General features: G+C 71.7%; 13 protein-coding genes and 1 pseudogene. 11 read left to right on the forward strand and 3 right to left on the reverse strand.

All coding sequences use genetic code 11. From position 1 onward, the window contains the following. Positions 1 to 249 precede the first annotated feature (249 nt). On the reverse strand, positions 250 to 1,236 hold the full coding sequence (locus tag QT196_RS21835; RefSeq protein ID WP_168480659.1) for an ATP-binding protein: 987 nt from the start codon (positions 1,234 to 1,236) through the stop codon (positions 250 to 252). A 101-nt stretch (positions 1,237 to 1,337) separates the two neighbouring features. Between QT196_RS21835 and QT196_RS21840 the strand changes: the two genes are divergently transcribed. After that, complete coding sequence (locus QT196_RS21840) at positions 1,338 to 2,222, forward strand: oxidoreductase (protein WP_290355475.1); 885 nt, start codon at positions 1,338 to 1,340, stop codon at positions 2,220 to 2,222. A 369-nt stretch (positions 2,223 to 2,591) separates the two neighbouring features. Here QT196_RS21840 and QT196_RS21845 read toward each other — a convergent pair whose 3' ends face one another. Next, positions 2,592 to 3,500 (reverse strand): HAD-IB family hydrolase, encoded by a 909-nt coding sequence (locus QT196_RS21845; protein WP_085923234.1) that lies wholly within the window; start codon positions 3,498 to 3,500, stop codon positions 2,592 to 2,594. Between the two features lie 466 nt (positions 3,501 to 3,966). Between QT196_RS21845 and ssd the strand changes: the two genes are divergently transcribed. The 7 genes and pseudogenes from ssd to QT196_RS21880 all read left to right on the forward strand — a co-directional run. Beyond that, entirely contained in the window at positions 3,967 to 5,181 is a 1,215-nt protein-coding gene (gene ssd, locus QT196_RS21850) for a septum site-determining protein Ssd (RefSeq protein ID WP_290355476.1), read from the forward strand. Continuing rightward, on the forward strand, positions 5,178 to 6,344 hold the full coding sequence (locus tag QT196_RS21855; RefSeq protein WP_168480662.1) for a TadA family conjugal transfer-associated ATPase: 1,167 nt from the start codon (positions 5,178 to 5,180) through the stop codon (positions 6,342 to 6,344). Before ssd ends, QT196_RS21855 begins: the two co-directional genes overlap by 4 nt. Further along, on the forward strand, positions 6,341 to 7,261 hold the full coding sequence (locus QT196_RS21860) for a type II secretion system F family protein (RefSeq protein ID WP_266737926.1): 921 nt from the start codon (positions 6,341 to 6,343) through the stop codon (positions 7,259 to 7,261). Before QT196_RS21855 ends, QT196_RS21860 begins: the two co-directional genes overlap by 4 nt. Positions 7,262 to 7,273: 12 nt before the next feature. Further along, a complete protein-coding gene (locus QT196_RS21865) occupies positions 7,274 to 8,113 on the forward strand; it encodes a type II secretion system F family protein (protein WP_282189764.1) in 840 nt (279 codons plus the stop codon). A 171-nt stretch (positions 8,114 to 8,284) separates the two neighbouring features. Further along, positions 8,285 to 8,476 carry a DUF4244 domain-containing protein gene (locus tag QT196_RS21870; RefSeq protein WP_290355477.1) on the forward strand — a complete coding sequence of 64 codons (192 nt, stop codon included), beginning with the start codon at positions 8,285 to 8,287 and terminating at the stop codon, positions 8,474 to 8,476. Beyond that, complete coding sequence (locus tag QT196_RS21875; protein ID WP_266737923.1) at positions 8,463 to 8,858, forward strand: TadE family type IV pilus minor pilin; 396 nt, start codon at positions 8,463 to 8,465, stop codon at positions 8,856 to 8,858. Before QT196_RS21870 ends, QT196_RS21875 begins: the two co-directional genes overlap by 14 nt. Continuing rightward, positions 8,833 to 9,171: pseudogene (locus QT196_RS21880) on the forward strand (Rv3654c family TadE-like protein); the annotation flags it as partial. The gene QT196_RS21875 and the pseudogene QT196_RS21880, both read left to right, overlap by 26 nt. Before the next feature lie 78 nt (positions 9,172 to 9,249). On the opposite strand, the gene QT196_RS21885 reads toward QT196_RS21880, so the two are convergent. Further along, entirely contained in the window at positions 9,250 to 11,694 is a 2,445-nt protein-coding gene (locus QT196_RS21885) for a DEAD/DEAH box helicase (RefSeq protein WP_168480664.1), read from the reverse strand. A gap of 81 nt (positions 11,695 to 11,775) precedes the next feature. Here QT196_RS21885 and bldG point away from each other — a divergent pair, with 81 nt between their 5' ends. The 3 genes from bldG to QT196_RS21900 all read left to right on the forward strand — a co-directional run bounded on the left by bldG (position 11,776) and on the right by QT196_RS21900 (position 16,055). Beyond that, a complete protein-coding gene (gene bldG / locus QT196_RS21890) occupies positions 11,776 to 12,117 on the forward strand; it encodes an anti-sigma factor antagonist BldG (RefSeq protein WP_018089983.1) in 342 nt (113 codons plus the stop codon). 109 nt (positions 12,118 to 12,226) lie between these two features. Then, entirely contained in the window at positions 12,227 to 12,664 is a 438-nt protein-coding gene (locus tag QT196_RS21895; RefSeq protein ID WP_085923241.1) for an ATP-binding protein, read from the forward strand. A 985-nt stretch (positions 12,665 to 13,649) separates the two neighbouring features. Beyond that, entirely contained in the window at positions 13,650 to 16,055 is a 2,406-nt protein-coding gene (locus QT196_RS21900; protein ID WP_168480665.1) for a sodium-translocating pyrophosphatase, read from the forward strand. Positions 16,056 to 16,160 lie beyond the last annotated feature (105 nt).

The following is a 16,160-nucleotide window of genomic DNA, read 5'->3' on the forward strand; positions in this document are numbered from 1 at the left end:
GTCATTCGCCGCAATTCATCCCCCTATCCGGTGAACGTGGGGACTTTCGGCTTGCGGTTTTCCGTCCTTTTCTTGACATCTCAATTTCTTGACGTCTCAAGGTGGTGCGCGGTGATTCCGCTCCCTCACCGGGACGGCGCTCACCGGCACCGCGAAGAACGTCGGCGGCTGCTGAGTCGCGACGCGGAACGGGCTGCCGCCCGGCTGGACCGGCCGAACCGGTGGCGCCCGCCCGCGTCGTCCGGCAGGTCAGGCGGGCTGTGGGGTGGCAGCTCCCTCGGAGAGCACGAAGGCGGGGTCGACCTGGGCGGCGAGATCGACTCCGGTCTTCGCATTGCCCCAGCTCTCCGCGTTCTTCAGGTGGAAGTGCACCATCTGCCGGGTGTAGCGCTCCCAGTCGCGGCGCGCGTAGGCGGCGTCGGCGGTGTGGTGCAGCGCTTCCAGGGCGCGCCGGTTGGCCTCCTCCAGCTGGTCGAAGCGGGCCGGGCGGCCCTTCTCCATGGCCCGCACCCAGTCGGAGTGGCCGACGGTGACCAGCAGGTCGTCGCCGGTCTCCTCGCGCAGGAAGGCCAGGTCCTCCGGGCCCTGCACCTTGTTGCCCACGACCTTCAAGGGGACGCCGAAGTCCCGTGCGTACTCCTTGTACTGGCGGTAGACGGCGATGCCCTTACGGGTCGGCTCGGCGACCAGGAAGGTCATGTCGAAGCGGGTGAACATCCCGGAGGCGAAGGAGTCGGAACCGGCCGTCATGTCGACGACGACATACTCCTCCCGGCCGTCCACGAGGTGGTTCAGGCACAGCTCCACGGCACCGACCTTGGAGTGGTAACAGGCCACGCCGAGATCGGACTCGGTGAACGGGCCGGTCGCCATCAGCCGCACGGCGGCCCCGTCGAGCTCCACCGGCCGGACGCAGGCGTCGTAGACGGGGTTGTCCTCGCCGACCCGCAGCAGCCGCGAGCCCTCGCCGGGCGGGGTGGTCTTGATCATTGATTCGGCGGACGGGATCCGGGGATTGCTGCCGCGCAAGTAGTCCTTGATCAGTGGCAGCTGGGCACCCATCGCGGGAAGCGTGGCGGCCTCCGCCTCGTCGAGGCCGAGCGCGGCGCCCAGGTGCTGGTTGATATCGGCATCCACGGCGATCACGGGGACCCGGGAAGCGGCGAGATGCCGGATGAACAGGGAGGACAGGGTGGTTTTGCCGCTGCCGCCCTTGCCTACGAAAGCGATCTTCATGTTCACCAAGGGTAATCTTGATCTCGCTCAGGGTGAGAGGGCTGCGTGAGGAAGACCACTCCTTCGAGGGGTCCGGCCTGGTGGTGCGTAGGGTCGTACCCATGGCTGGAATCTCCCGGGGGACGCCCCCCGAACCCCCACAGGCGAGCGCCGACCCGCTCGTGACCCTGGCCTCGCTCCCGGGAGTCGCCGACTCCGTGGACTCCGTACGCAAGGGCGTCGACCGGGTCTACGGGCACCGGGTCATGCGACGCCGCAGCAACGAGGTGACGTCCGAGGCGGCGCTGCGCGGAGCGCGTGGTTCCGCGGCGCTTTCAGGGGCCGACTGGGCGCTCGAAGAGGTCCGGCGCCGCACCGACTTCGGCGTCGAGGGCGAGCCGCGCACGGTCGGCGCGGCCCTGCGGCTGACCGCGGAGGCCGGACAGCTGCTCAGCGTGTGGCGGCAGTCGCCGCTGCGGGTGCTGGCGCGGCTCCATCTGGTGGCCGCGTCCAGCGGGGGGCGCGGTGCCGATGAGGCCGGCCGGGTGGCCGACGAGACCGTGGGGCGGCCCCGGCTGGGCGCCGAACCGGTGGACGAACCGCTGATCGAGCTGCCGCTGCCGGGTGCCGACGAGGTCGCCGGGCGGCTGGACGGGCTGGCGCGGCTGCTCCTCGCGGGCAGCGAGGCGCCGGCGCTGGTGACCGCGGCGGTGGTGCACGGTGAGCTGCTCGCCCTGCGGCCGTTCGCCACGTGCAACGGGCTGGTCGCGCGGGCCGCCGAGCGGATCGTGCTGATCGGCAGCGGACTGGACCCGAAGTCCATCTGCCCCGCCGAGGTCGGGCACGCCGAACTGGGGCGCGCGGCGTATGTCGCGGCCCTGGAGGGCTATGTCTCGGGTACCCCGGAGGGCGTTGCCGCGTGGATCGCGCACTGTGGACGCGCGGTGGAACTCGGCGTACGGGAGAGCACCGCTGTCTGTGAGGCGCTCCAGCGCGGCGCGGCATAACGGGCGGCCGGGTGAAGCCCTTTGGGCGGTGCTCGGAGAATTCCGGAAGGATTGCTTCCTTCGCCCCTGAACAAGGGTTGCGGCGGTACCAGTCTGTGGTACCGCCGCTGGCATGTCTGCCGGGTTACCAAGCGTGCTCGAATATTTGCCCATCAGGCCGGAATCTTTGTCCGGTTACCTGGTGCGGCTGGCCCGCAATCGACGGGTCGACGTCGCGTGGGTTCCCGACATTCATGCATCGGTCCGTGGGCCACTTCCTGCGTTAAAGGTGTTCCTCTCGGATGTCCTTGGTCTCGCGGGCCGTTAAGTCCTTTGTACTCCTCGGGCGGGGGAAGCGGAACCCCGTGCCTCAGATCTTTACGTTTGACTTCAAACGCGGGCATTACGGGCGACGCGGCCGCTCCGGCCAATAAGACCGAGGCGTGGCTTTGGAGTTTTCCGCCGGCTCGCGTACCAGACCAGCGTCGCGGTCGCCATGGCCGCGCCCACTGCGGCCATCACGGCGAGCGCCGGTCGTGAGGGCATCGACAGCGTCGGCAGCCGCTGCTTGAGCGGGACCGGCCGATTGAAGGAGAGAACCGGCCAACCCCGCGCGACCGCCTCGCGGCGCAGCGCCCGGTCCGGGTTGACGGCGAAGGGGTGGCCGACCGCCGAGAGCATCGGGACGTCGGTGGCCGAATCGCTGTAGGCGTAGCAGCGCTCGAGGTCGTAGCCCTCGGACGCGGCGAGTTCCCGCACGGCCTCCTCCTTGGTCGGGCCGTAGGCGTAGTACTCCACCTCGCCGGTGAAACGGCCGTCCTCGCCGACGACCATGCGCGTGGCCACCACCCGGTCCGCGCCCAGGAGTTCACCGATCGGTTCGACGACCTCGGCGCCCGAGGTGGAGACGATCACGACGTCCCGCCCCGCGGCGTGATGTTCCTCGATGAGCGAGGCCGCCTCGTCGTAAATGATGGGGTCGATCAGATCGTGCAGCGTCTCGGCGACGATCTCCCGCACCTGGGCCACGTCCCAGCCGCGGCACAGCGAGGAGAGATATTCCCGCATCCGCTCCATCTGATCGTGGTCGGCGCCGCCCGCCAGGAACACGAACTGGGCGTACGCGGTGCGCAGTACGGCCCGCCGATTGATCAGGCCGCCTTGGTAGAACGACTTGCTGAAGGTCAGCGTGCTTGACTTAGCAATGACGGTCTTGTCCAAGTCGAAGAACGCGGCAGTACGGGGAGTCGAGTGAGGCACGGAGTGGTTTTCCACGGGGCGAGCATAGGCGCCCACCATTCGGCGTAAGGTGTGGCGCGTGGGTTTGCCTGAGAAGGCTCTCGGGTACACCATGGAAGTCACGGATCGTTCGCGACCGTGCTAACCCGGTCCGGCTCCTCCCCCCCCGAGTCGGCCGTGGGGACGACCCCCGCTCTCCCCCCCGGCGGGGGTCGTCGCATGTCCGGACGCATTTTCCGCCGCCGGACGCTGATCCGCACTTCCCCTTGCCTGCTCGGCGCCCGCGGTCTCTCCGCTCCCACCTCATTACGCACCGTAGCCAGTGTGCTGCTCTATGGAAGGCTCTCTTGAGCCCCAGAAGTAGCCGCCCGTCGCTGGAATAGGTGACAGGGATATTCACAGCCCCGGAGTTGTCCACAATTTTGGGTCAAGATCCCCAAGATTTTCCCGATCGGTGCAGCGTAAAAGTCCGCGAGTTCGCGGATGCGCGAGTTGTGTAGCGATAGGGGGACGGAACGTGGCCGGAATGACGCCATCGGAACGGCCGGTCCATACCGGCGAGGAGCGGGGCGGTCCGCTGATCATCACCGAGGACGAAAGACTCCTCGACGATCTTCTGCGGCTGTGTGCGGCGGCCGGGGCGCTGCCCGAAGTGGCGCACGGCCCGCCGGCCCGTAAAGGGGACTGGGAAGCACCGCCTCTGGTGATCGTCGGCGCTGACTGCGCGCCCCGGATGCGCGGGGCCGGACGCCGGGCGGGCGTCATCCTCACGGGGCAGGACGCGGACGATCCGGCCGTCCTGCGGCTGGCCGTCGCCCTTGGCGCCGAGCGCGTGCTGGCCCTCCCCGACGGCGAGCGCTGGCTCGCGGACCGGATCGCCGATGCGGTCGAGGGCGTCGGGCCGCCGGCCTTGACGGTCGGCGTCATCGGCGGCTGCGGCGGCGCCGGAGCGAGCACCCTGGCCGGCGCGCTGGCCGTCACCGCGGCCCGTACGGGACGGCGCACGCTGCTCGTCGACGGTGACCCGCTGGGCGGTGGGCTGGACGTCCTGCTGGGCGGCGAGAAGGAAAAGGGCCTGCGCTGGCCCGCGTTCGCCGAATCACGGGGCCGGGTCGCCTGCGGAGCCCTGGCCGAGTCGCTCCCGCGGCTCCACTCGTTCCGGGTCCTCAGCTGGGACCGGGGCTCCGATGTCACCATCCCGCCCCCGGCCATGCGCGCGGTCATGGCCGCGGCGCGGCGGCGCGGCGGTGTCGTGGTCGTGGACCTGCCGCGCAGGGTCGACGCAGCGGTGGCGGAGGCCCTGGCCCAGGTGGACATGGGCCTGCTGCTCGTCCCTACGGAGCTGCGCGCGGTCGCGGCGGCGCAGCGGGTGGCCGCCGGGGTGCAGAAGGTGCTCGGTGATCTGCGCGTGGTGGCGCGCGGGGCTCCCGGACGGCATGGACACGGCCTGCCGCCGGACGAGATCGCCCGCCTCATGGAGCTGCCCTTGGCCGGTGAAGTGCCCTGGGAGGCCGGTCTGTTGGCCGATCTCTCGCGAGGGGTGCCACCGGGGGCGCAGGTGCGCGGGCCGCTGGCGCGGTTCTGCACGGCGTTCTGGGAGCGGTTGACGGAGAGCGGGGTCGACGGCGGCGGCCCGGCGTCTGTCGCGGGGGCGGGACCGGGCCGCGGGCCGGGGGAGAGCACGGAGTACGGGGCCGGTGTGAGGGAACCTGCTGTCGGCCGGGGCGGAGGCCGGGGATGAGCCACGGAACGGACCTGCTGGAGATGGTGCGCCGGCGGCTCGCCGAGGCCGGGGCGGAGCCGACGCCCGCCCGGGTGGCCGTGGCATTACGCGAGCAGGGGCGGCTGCTGGGCGATGCCGAAGTGCTGGGCGTGGTGGCCGCGTTGCGGTCCGAGATGGTGGGCAGCGGGCCGCTGGAGCCGCTGCTGGCCGCGCCCGATGTCACGGATGTCCTGGTCACCGCGCCGGACGAGGTGTGGGTGGACCGCGGTGGCGGGCTGGAGCGTACGGACGTCCGCTTCCGGGACGCGGCGGAGGTGCGCAGACTCGCCCAGCGGCTGGCGGCGGTGGCCGGCCGGCGGCTGGACGATGCCCGGCCATGGGTGGACGCCCGACTCCCGGACGGCACCCGGCTGCATGCCGTGTTGCCCCCGGTGGCCGTCGCCGGAACCTGTCTGTCCCTACGGGTGCTGCGGCCGCGGGCCTTCAGCCTCGCGGAGCTGGTGGCGGCCGGCACGGTCCCGCCGGGTGGCGACCGGCTGCTCCGGGCGCTACTGGCGGCCCGGCTGTCTTTCCTGATCAGTGGCGGTACGGGCAGCGGCAAGACCACTCTGCTCAGCACGCTGCTCGGCCTGGTCGGCCCCGCCGAGCGGATCGTCCTCGCCGAGGATTCGGCGGAGCTGCGGCCGGACCATCCCCATGTGGTGCGGCTGGAGAGCCGGCCCGCCAACCAGGAGGGCGTCGGCCGGGTGACGCTGCGGGACCTCGTACGGCAGGCGCTGCGGATGCGCCCGGACCGGCTGGTGGTCGGCGAGGTGCGCGGTGCCGAGGTGACGGACCTGCTGGCGGCTCTGAATACGGGCCATGAGGGCGGCTGCGGCACGGTCCATGCCAACGCCGCCTGCGATGTTCCCGCGCGCCTGGAGGCCCTCGGTTCGACGGCGGGCCTGGACCGTGCCGCGCTGCACAGCCAGCTGGCGGCCGCGCTCTCGGTCGTGCTGCATCTCGTACGCGACCGGATCGGGCGGCGCCGGATCGCCGAGGTCCATGTCCTGGAGCGGGACCGCGACGGCTTCGTGGTGACCGTCCCGGCCGCCGTCTGGGGCCCGGACGGGTTCCAAGAAGGGCGCGGCTGGGAGCGGTTGAGGCAGCTGTGTGAGCGGGGCGGGGGTGTGTCCGGATGAGTGTGGCCGGGGTGGCGCTGCTGGTCGCGGTGCTCTGCGCGGGCGCCGCCCTCCGGTCGGCCGGTGGCAGGCCGGACGACGTACGGCGGCGGGCCCGGGCGCTGCTCGGCGGGTGCGGAGCAGCGGACCCGGAAGGCGGATGGCCGGCCCGGCTGCGCGGCGAGGGGGTGCGGAAGTGGTGCGCGGGGCGGCTGGTCGAGGGGGACGCGGGGCGCCGCTGGAGGCTCGGCCGCAGGGGAGACATCGGGCAGGAGATCTGGTGTCTGCCGGCGGGGCTGGCGCTGGGGATGCTGGGCGAATCCGTGTTCCCGGTGGCCGCATCCGTGGTCACGGTGTTCCTCGTCCGCCGGTGGCTGGTCACCCGCGGCGCGGGGCGGGTGCGCGACCGGCAGGCCGCCGCGGTGATCGCGCTGTGCGCGGCCGTGGCGGGGGAGCTGCGGGCCGGGCGGCAGCCCGCGCAGGCCCTGCTCGCAGCGGGAGCGACCGGACTCGGTGCGTCGGGCTCGGCGGTGCTGGCGGCCGCGCGGTACGGCGGGGACGTCTCCCAGGCGCTGCGTGTGGCGGCGCGGCAGCCGGGGGCCGCGGGGCTGACCGGTATGGCCGCGTGCTGGCAGGTGGCCGTGGAGGGCGGCGCGGGACTGGCCGCGGGGCTGGAGCGGATCGCGGCCGGTCTCAGGGCGCAGCGGGATCAACGCGAGGAGCTGCAGGCCCAGTTGGCGGGCCCTCGGGCCACCGCGCTGATGCTGGCACTGCTGCCGGCGGCCGGGCTCCTGATGGGCAGCGCACTGGGCGCCGACCCACTGCGGGTGCTGCTGCACACCCCGGCCGGGTGGGGCTGCCTGGTGGTCGGCGGGCTACTGGAGTGGGGCGGGGTGGCCTGGACGGCCCGGATCGTCGCGGCCGCGGAAGGCGCGTAGGAGGGGATCGGTGTGAGTGCGGAAGTTGTCCACAGGGTGGGGATGGCGGTCACCGCCGTGGCGGCGGTGCTGTGCGCCCTCGCGCTGGTGCGGGAAGCACGCGACGGACGTGCCGTGCGGAGACGGCTCTCGGCGGTGTGGGCCGACGGACAGGACCGGAGAGGGAGGGCCGGGGCCGGGACCAGGTCGTCCGCCCGCGCCTGGTGGCGGCGGACAGCCACGGTCGCGAACGGCACGCCACGGAATGGCCGCCCGTTGGACTGGGCCGGGCCCCTGGGGGCGGCCGGACTCGTGTTCATCCTCGTCGGTGGCATGACGGGAGTCCTGGTGGGACTCGCCGTGGGCTACGGGGCGCATCGTCACCTGGTGCGGCAACGGGGTGCGGAGGCGGTCCGGTCGGCGGCCGCCGAGGTACGGGCGGAGCTGGCGCCGGCCGGCGATCTGCTGGCGGCCTGCCTCGCGGCCGGGGCCGGACCACGGGAATCGGCCGAGGCGGTGGGTCGGTCGCTCGACGGGCCGGTCGCCGAGCGGCTGCGCCAAATTGCGGCGGAACTGCGCCTGGGCGGTGAACCGGCGGTCGTGTGGCCACGGTTGGCCGCGCTCCCCGGTGCGGAAGGGCTGGCGCGCTGTATGGAGCGCGCCGGGATATCTGGGGTACCGGCCGTCGAGTCGGCGTCCCGGATCGCCGCCGAACTCCGGGCGGAGCAGGCCCGGACGGCGACCGCACAGGCCCGACGGGCCGGGGTGCTGGTCACCCTGCCGCTGTCGGCATGCTTCCTGCCGGCGTTCCTGACGCTCGGGGTCGCGCCTGTGCTGATCGGCCTGGCAGGCGGGTTGCTGGGACGTAACTGAGCGGCGGGCGGGCTGCGTTCGTGGGTCGGTGCACGGGGGGGGCACGGCGGGGTGAGTTGGCGAGTCGTGCTCTCAGAAGTCACTCATCAGAAGAAGCCATTCACCAGAGGTCAAAGATCAGTGGCCCTTCCTAGGGGCCGTTCAAAGGGGGTTCGAATGTTTCGGGGCGGAATGTTGCGACGGTGGTGGGCGAAGCTGCGCGCGGTCGCGGGCGACGACCGGGGGATGACCACGGCGGAGTACGCCGTCGGGACGCTCGCGGCGTGTGCCCTGGCCGCGGTGCTCTACAAGGTCGTGACGAGTGGACCGGTTCAGGCATTGCTGCGGTCGACGCTCGAGAGGGCGATCAATGTGCAGTTCTGACGGCGGTGCCCCGGGCCTGCGGGCTCGGGGCGTCCTGCGGACTCGCGACGCCGGTTTTGTGACGGCGGAGACGGCAGTGGTCATACCCGTCCTGGTGGCGGTGGTGATGGCGCTCATCTGGGGGTTGATGGCGGTCTGCGCCCGTATCGAGTGTGTGGACGCGGCGCGGGCCGGGGCGCGTGCCGCGGCGCGGTCGGAACCACGGGCGGCGGTGATCTCGGCGGCCCGGAGCGCGGCACCACGGGGCGCGCGGATCGCCCTGGCACGGGAGGGCGCTCTGGTGCGTGTGCGGGTCGCGGCCGAGCTGCCCGGCGTATGGCGGCTGACGGCGCAGGTCACGGGGGAGGCGGTGGCTCTTGCGGAAGAGACGGTACGGCGATGAGGGCTCGGCGACGGTCTGGACGGTCTTCGCCGTGGCGGCGCTCTGCGCGGTCTTCGTGGCCCTGGTCGGCGTGGGCCAGGCCGTTGCGGCGCGGCACCGGGCGGGTGGCGCCGCGGACCTGGCTGCGCTGGCCGCCGCGGATCAGGCCCTTCAGGGCCCGGCCGTGGCCTGTGCGGCGGCCCGCCGGGTGGCGGCCGCGCAGCACACCCGCCTGGTGCGCTGCGCGGTGACCGGGCAGATCGCCGATGTCTCGGCCGAGGCGGGCAGCCGCCCGTTCACCGCGCAGGTACGGGCACGGGCGGGACCACCGGGGCCCGGCGACCCGGCGCTGCCCCGAGCCGAACCGGCTCCGGCCACCACGGCCCGCGCCCGGGCCACACCAGCGCCCCACCTACGCCCCCTGCCGCGCCCCCCGCAGCAGCTCGCTCAGCAACCGGATGGCTCCGCGCTTGTGGAGCGGGTCGTTGCCGTTGCCGCACTTGGGGGACTGGATGCAGGAAGGGCAGCCGGCCTCGCATTCGCAGGAGGCGATGGCGTGGCGGGTGGCGGTGAGCCAGTCGGCGGCCGTGTGGAAGGCGCGTTCGGCGAATCCGGCGCCGCCCGGGTGGCCGTCGTAGACGAAGACGGTCGGCAGCAGGGTGTCCGGGTGGAGCGGCACGGAGACGCCGCCGATGTCCCAGCGGTCGCAGGTGGCGAAGAGCGGCAGCATGCCGATGGAGGCGTGTTCCGCGGCGTGCAGGGCGCCGCCCAGCTGCTCGGGATTGACGCGGGCGGCGTCGAGTTGGTCCTCGGTGACGGTCCACCACACCGCGCGGGTGCGCAGCGTACGGGGCGGCAGATCGAGCTTGGTCTCACCGAGGACCTCGCCGGTGATCAGCTTGCGGCGCAGGAAGGAGACGACCTGGTTGGTGACCTCGACGGACCCGAAGCACAACCGGGCGTCGCCCCAGGGGATCTCGGTGTCGGTCTCCAGGATGCTGATCGCGGTGGTGTCCCGGGCGGTCGTGGAATAGGGCGGGGCGGCCTCCTCGACGAGCGCCACGTCGTCGGCGAGATCGAGCTGCTGCACGACATAGGTACGGCCCTGGTGGAGGTGCACCGCGCCGTCATGGACGGTGGTGTGCGCGGCGGCGGCGTCCACGGTGCCCAGCAGTCGCCCCGTACCGGCCTCCACGATCTGCACCGGCGAGCCGCCCTGCCCGCGGATGTCGGTGAGGTCGGCGGCGCGCTCGCGGCGCGTCCAGTGCCAGGCCTTGGCCCGCCGGCGCAGCAGATTCGCGGCCTCCAGCTGCGGCATCAGCCCGCCGGCCGTGGGCCCGAAGAGCGGGAAGTCGGATGCGGTGAGCGGGAGTTCGGCGGCGGCCGCGCACAGGTGCGGGGCGAGCACGTACGGGTTGTCGGGGTCCAGGACGGTGGACTCGACGGGCTGGTCGAAGAGCGCCTCGGGATGGTGGACGAGATAGGTGTCCAGCGGGTCGTCGCGGGCCACGAGCACGGCGAGCGCGCCCTGCCCGGAGCGGCCCGCCCGGCCGGCCTGCTGCCACAACGACGCCCGGGTCCCTGGATATCCGGCGATGACCACGGCGTCCAGACCGGAGACGTCCACACCCAGTTCGAGCGCGGTGGTGGCGGCCAGGCCGAGCAGCTCACCGCTGTGCAGGGCACGTTCCAGGGCGCGGCGTTCCTCGGGCAGGTAGCCGCCCCGGTAGGCGGCGACCCGGCCGGGCAGCGAGCGGTCCACCTCCGCGAGCCGCTCCTGCGCGATGAGGGCGATCAGTTCGGCGCCGCGCCGGGAGCGGACGAAGGCGACGGTGCGTACGCCCTGGACGGCGAGATCGGTGAGCAGATCCGCGCTCTCGGCGGTGGCGGTCCGGCGGACCGGGGCGCCCTGCTCGCCGTGGAGTTCGGTCAGCGGCGGCTCCCACAGCGCGAAGACCAACTCGCCGCGCGGCGAGGTGTCCTCGGTGATCTCCACCACGGGCAGCCCGGTGAGCCGGGTCGCGGCCTGGCCCGGCTCCGCGGCCGTGGCGGAGGCGAGCAGAAAGACCGGTTCGGAGCCGTATCGCGCGCAGATACGGCGCAGTCGGCGGACGACCTGCGCGACATGGGAGCCGAAAACGCCGCGGTAGCTGTGGCATTCATCGATGACGACATAGCGCAGCGCCCGCAGGAAGGAGGACCAGCGGGGGTGCGACGGCAGGATGCCGCGATGCAGCATGTCGGGGTTGGTCAGGACGTAGTTGCCGTATTGGCGGACCCATTCGCGCTCCTCGACGGGGGTGTCGCCGTCGTAGACCGCCGGCCGGACGGCGGTGCCCAGCGGGGCGGCCAGTTCACGGACGGCGCGCCGCTGATCGGCCGCCAGCGCCTTCGTGGGGGCCAGATACAGGGCCGTGGCCCCTCTCCCGTTCGGGGCCTCGGAGCCGTCCAGGAGCGTGGAGAGGACCGGCGCCAGATACGCCAGGGACTTCCCCGAGGCGGTGCCGGTGGCGACGACGACCGATTCGCCGCGCAGTGCGTGTTCGGACGTCCGTGCCTGGTGGGCCCAGGGGCGCTCGATTCCGGCTGAGCGGATGGCAGCGATCACTTCCGGCCGGATCTGTTCCGGCCAGTCGGCATGGCGGCCGATGCGCGGGGGCAAGTGCTCCGTATGAGTGATGCGCGCAGCGCGGGTCGCGCCCCGGGCGAGACGTTCGAGAATCATGCCTGGGGACGTGCGTGCGCCCGCATCCGGCGGGAGTGGAATGGAGGCCATCGGCACCGAGTGTGTCACCGGAGTGACGGACAATGCTGAAAGGGCGTCGTGCACGCCCGCTGGTAAGTGATTGAATGCCATGGCGGCTGCCAGATCCGCCCCTACCTTCGGTGGGGAGGCCCCAGGGGGGCGACCGCTCGATAGCAAGGTGCTGGAGGATCCGTGGACCTGTCCCTGTCGACCCGGACCGTTGGCGACCGTACGGTCGTCGAGGTCGGTGGCGAGATTGATGTATACACCGCGCCCAAGCTGCGGGAGCAGCTGGTCGAGCTTGTGAACGACGGAAGCTACCACCTCGTGGTGGACATGGAACGTGTCGACTTCCTGGACTCCACTGGGCTCGGCGTGCTGGTCGGCGGGCTCAAGCGGGTGCGTGCCCATGAGGGCTCGCTGCGCCTGGTCTGCAACCAGGAGCGCATTCTCAAGATCTTCCGTATCACCGGACTGACCAAGGTGTTCCCGATTCACACCTCGGTCGAGGAAGCCGTCTCAGCGACTGACTGACGGTCTTGCCGGTCCCCCGCGCCACCAGGCGCGGGGGAGGAAGAAGTGGGGGGTACCGGACGGAGGTCCGGCCCCCTGCGTCGCACGCCCGCATATCGAGGGGGATGGCATGGCCACCGTCGAACTTCGCTTCAGCGCCCTTCCCGAGCATGTCCGCACCGCGCGTCTGGTCGCGGCTGCTGTGGCACGGCGCGCGGGAGTGGACGAGGCCGTGCTGGACGAGGTGCGGCTCGCCGTCGGTGAGGCGTGCAGCCGGGCCGTGGGCCTGCACGAGAGCCATGACATCACCTCGCCGGTCCGGGTCCTGCTGATCGAGGACGAGAAGAAGTTCTCGATCGAGGTGGGCGACGGGGTGACCGGCGACTCCGGTACGGCGCGGGGTGCCGACGAGGCCGAGGGCGTCGCGGAGAGCGACGCCGAGGGCGAGGACGAAATGGGCCTCGCCGTGATCAGCGGGCTGGTCGACGATGTCGAGGTCACCGCCGGCAAGGACGGCGGGCTGATCCGCATGACCTGGCCCACGACGACGGCCGCGGTTCTGCCGTAGGGCTTCGATCCGACGGCCCCTTCAGCGGGATGTCTCCGAGCCGCGCTGTCCGTAGGTGACGCGGCACGAACCGTCACGTCCACCGGCCCACAGTTCTTCCACTCATTCACCCATCCACGCGCCGAAGGCCCCGAGGGCGATGGCGGCGAGGGCAGCGGTTGTGGCGGGCCCGCTCCACGAGGGTGATGTCCCCGGCCACGAGATCGCCGGAGAGGCGCCCATACGGCCCTCTGCCGCCCTCAGACCCCATGCTGCCGCCGGTCCCGGCCCCTGAGGTCCCCCGATGGCTCCGGCCCGGTGAGGGCTCCGCCCCCGTTCGCCTGAGGCGCTGGGACGCTGCCGACCCTGCGCCCCGCCCCGGACCGCCCCGGCGCACCCTCGGGCCGCTCTCGCAGCCCCACCGGACCGCCCCCGCGCCCTGCCCGGACCGCCCGGCGCGCCCATCCCCAGACCGCCCCGGCGCACTCCCGGACCGCCTCGCACGCCTCGCACGCCGCGCCACAGCCTCCCCCGCGCCCCCGCCACAGCCTCCCCCTCACCACCTCATCCCGGTCATCGCTCCCGTCGCATGCGTTGCGATCCGGACTCGATCTGACGGTGCTTCATGGGGTGCCGGGGAGGGGGTCGCGCGGCCCGGGTCACCCGTTCGGCCGTAGTGGGGTGGATCAATTCTCTCCGGTGTCACGCGCACCTCAATCGGCCCAGTCGTCGAGGCGGCGTCCTTGAGCAGCGGCGATCAGTGGGCGGTCCATAGGCGATCAGTACGACAGAGAGATCATCGGGCAGTGGTCAGCGAATTCGTGGCTTTCCTTCGTCCGGGCGAATTCCGTACCGCGTCGGCCTTTTGATCTTCGCCGCTCACGGCGAATTCCCTTTGACGCGTACTGTTTTGATCAACCGCGGCTCCCTACAATCCGTCCACATCTTGCTCAGGACGCCTGAGCGTGCTTCCGCGCGCCCATGTGCCAAACGTCAAGGAGGACGAATGGCGGGGCCTTACACCCCTCAGTTGCTTGACACCCCCACTTTTCTGGCCGGGCCGTCACTTACGGCGGGCAACCGCGGCATCGTGCTGGTGATCGCCGTGGTCGCCCTGGCGGCGCTGGCTGTCGCGGCGGTGCTGGTCCGCCAAGTGCTCGCGGCCGGTGAGGGAACCGACAGTATGAAGAAGATCGCGGCGGCCGTGCAGGAAGGCGCAAATGCCTACCTGGCCCGGCAGTTGCGGACCCTCGGCGTATTCGCCGTCGTGGTGTTCTTCCTGCTCATGCTGCTGCCTGCGGAGAATTGGACGCAGCGCGCCGGACGCAGCGCCTTCTTCTTGATCGGCGCCGGATTCTCGGCGGCCACCGGCTATATCGGCATGTGGCTCGCCGTACGCAGCAATGTGCGCGTCGCGGCGGCCGCCCGGGAAGCCACTCCGGCCGAGGGCGAAACCAAGGAAAAGGATCTTACGGCCGTCTCGCACAAGGCGATGAAGATCGCTTTCCGTACGGGTGGCGTCGTCGGAATGTTCACCGTGGGGCTGGGACTGCTCGGTGCCTCCTGCGTGGTGCTCGTGTACGCGGTCGACGCGCCCAAGGTGCTGGAGGGCTTCGGTCTCGGCGCCGCGCTGATCGCGATGTTCATGAGGGTCGGCGGCGGCATCTTCACCAAGGCCGCGGACGTCGGCGCCGACCTCGTCGGCAAGGTCGAGCAGGGCATCCCCGAGGACGACCCGCGCAACGCCGCGACCATCGCGGACAACGTGGGCGACAACGTCGGTGACTGCGCCGGTATGGCCGCCGACCTCTTCGAGTCGTACGCGGTCACCCTGGTCGCCGCGCTCATCCTGGGCATGGCGGCCTTCGGCGACGCCGGGCTCGCCTTCCCGCTGCTGGTCCCGGCCATCGGTGTGCTCACCGCGATGATCGGCATCTTCGTGGTCGCGCCCCGGCGCAGCGACCGCAGCGGCATGACGGCCATCAACCGCGGCTTCTTCATCTCCGCGGGCATCTCGCTGGTCCTGGTGGCCGTCGCGGTGTTCACCTACCTGCCGTCCAGCTACCAGGGCCTGAAGGGCGTCACCGACGTCGAGATCCTGAGCCGCGCCGGCGACCCGCGGATGCTGGCGCTGGTGGCGGTCGCCATCGGCATCGTGCTGGCCGCGCTGATCCAGCAGCTGACCGGCTACTTCACCGAGACCAACCGGCGGCCCGTGCGGGACATCGGGAAGACCTCGCTGACCGGCCCGGCCACCGTCATCCTCTCCGGTATCTCGATCGGCCTGGAGTCGGCCGTCTACTCGGCGGTGCTGATCGGCCTGGCCGTCTACGGAGCGTTCCTGCTGGGCGGCGCCTCCATCATGCTGGCGCTGTTCGCGGTGGCGCTGGCCGGCACCGGCCTGCTGACCACTGTCGGCGTGATCGTGGCGATGGACACCTTCGGCCCGGTCTCCGACAACGCGCAGGGCATCGCCGAGATGTCCGGTGATGTCACCGGTGCCGGCGCGAAGGTGCTGACCGACCTGGACGCGGTCGGCAACACGACCAAGGCCATCACCAAGGGCATCGCCATCGCGACGGCCGTATTGGCCGCGGCCGCGCTCTTCGGCTCGTACCGGGACGCGATCGCCACCGCCGTACGGGGCGTCGGCAGCGCCGCCACCGGCATGGGGCTCAGCCTGGACATCTCGCAGCCCAACAACCTGGTCGGGCTGATCCTCGGCGCCTCGGTCGTCTTCCTGTTCTCCGGGCTGGCGATCAACGCGGTGTCGCGGTCGGCGGGAGCGGTGGTCTTCGAGGTGCGTCGGCAGTTCCGGGAGCACCCCGGGATCATGGACTACAGCGAGAAGCCCGAGTACGGGCGGGTCGTGGACATCTGCACCAAGGACGCGCTGCGTGAGCTGGCCACTCCCGGGCTGCTGGCCGTGCTCACCCCGATCGCGGTCGGCTTCTCGCTCGGCGTCGGCGCGCTCGGCTCGTTCCTGGCGGGTGCGATCGGCACCGGCACGCTGATGGCGGTCTTCCTCGCCAACTCCGGTGGCGCGTGGGACAACGCCAAGAAGCTGGTCGAGGACGGGCACCACGGCGGCAAGGGCAGCGAGGCGCATGCCGCGACGGTCATCGGTGACACCGTCGGCGATCCGTTCAAGGACACCGCGGGACCGGCGATCAATCCGCTGCTGAAGGTCATGAACCTGGTGGCGCTGCTGATCGCCCCCGCGGTGGTCCAGTTCTCCTACGGCCAGGACAAGAGCACGGGTGTCCGGCTCGTGGTCGCGCTGCTGGCGATCGCCGTCATCGTCGGTGCGGTCTACGTCTCGAAGCGGCGTGGAATCGCCGTGGGTGACGAAGACAACTCCGAAGATCCGGAAAGCATCGCCAAGTCGGCCAAGACGGCAGTGGCTTCCTAGCCGTCGAGGAGCACCAACAGGGCGCGCGGACCGCTCAACTGGGCGGGTGGACGGCGTATTTTGCAGACGCCGGCCACCCGCCTTCCGTGTGCCCGGGTGGCCCTG

This window comes from Streptomyces sp. P9-2B-2 (assembly GCF_030406865.1).
Taxonomy (GTDB): Bacteria; Actinomycetota; Actinomycetes; order Streptomycetales; family Streptomycetaceae; genus Streptomyces; species Streptomyces platensis.

Coding starts and splice junctions, on each gene's coding strand:
- QT196_RS21875 (WP_266737923.1), top strand. CDS start 8,463: ATGTGCAGTTCTGACGGCGGTGCCCCGGGCCTGCGGGCTCGGGGCGTC.
- QT196_RS21835 (WP_168480659.1), bottom strand. CDS start 1,236: ATGAAGATCGCTTTCGTAGGCAAGGGCGGCAGCGGCAAAACCACCCTG.
- QT196_RS21895 (WP_085923241.1), top strand. CDS start 12,227: ATGGCCACCGTCGAACTTCGCTTCAGCGCCCTTCCCGAGCATGTCCGC.
- QT196_RS21885 (WP_168480664.1), bottom strand. CDS start 11,694: ATGGCATTCAATCACTTACCAGCGGGCGTGCACGACGCCCTTTCAGCA.
- QT196_RS21855 (WP_168480662.1), top strand. CDS start 5,178: ATGAGCCACGGAACGGACCTGCTGGAGATGGTGCGCCGGCGGCTCGCC.
- QT196_RS21870 (WP_290355477.1), top strand. CDS start 8,285: ATGTTGCGACGGTGGTGGGCGAAGCTGCGCGCGGTCGCGGGCGACGAC.
- QT196_RS21900 (WP_168480665.1), top strand. CDS start 13,650: ATGGCGGGGCCTTACACCCCTCAGTTGCTTGACACCCCCACTTTTCTG.
- QT196_RS21845 (WP_085923234.1), bottom strand. CDS start 3,500: ATGGTGGGCGCCTATGCTCGCCCCGTGGAAAACCACTCCGTGCCTCAC.
- ssd (WP_290355476.1), top strand. CDS start 3,967: ATGACGCCATCGGAACGGCCGGTCCATACCGGCGAGGAGCGGGGCGGT.
- QT196_RS21840 (WP_290355475.1), top strand. CDS start 1,338: ATGGCTGGAATCTCCCGGGGGACGCCCCCCGAACCCCCACAGGCGAGC.
- QT196_RS21860 (WP_266737926.1), top strand. CDS start 6,341: ATGAGTGTGGCCGGGGTGGCGCTGCTGGTCGCGGTGCTCTGCGCGGGC.